Consider the following 279-nt stretch of genomic DNA (forward strand, 5'->3'; position numbering starts at 1 on the left):
GCCGCCGCAGCGATTATTTCACCGACCAGCTCTATGCAGCGCTCAAGCTGATCGACCGTCAGGACCTCAATCCAAATGCGGTTGGCGCCATGCATGGTGAAATCGGCCAGACGCAGTTCCTGCCGGTCAACGTCCTGAAATACGGCGTCGACGGCGACGGCAGCGGCCATATCGACATGGCCCGCTCCAAGGCGGATGCTCTCTATTCGACCGCGAACTTCCTTGTCGGCCATGGCTGGCAGCGCGGTGCAGGCTATCAGCCAGGCGAACCGAACTACG

The 279-nt window shown here is 61.3% G+C and carries 1 protein-coding gene; it reads left to right on the forward strand.

Annotation, left to right across the window (positions count from 1 at the left end):
* Positions 1-279 (forward strand): lytic murein transglycosylase (locus SB822_RS56580; RefSeq protein ID WP_410859035.1); only part of this gene is annotated, 279 nt, incomplete at both ends.

Source organism: Paraburkholderia sp. SIMBA_054 (assembly GCF_046534875.1).
Classification (GTDB): Bacteria; Pseudomonadota; Gammaproteobacteria; order Burkholderiales; family Burkholderiaceae; genus Paraburkholderia; species Paraburkholderia hospita.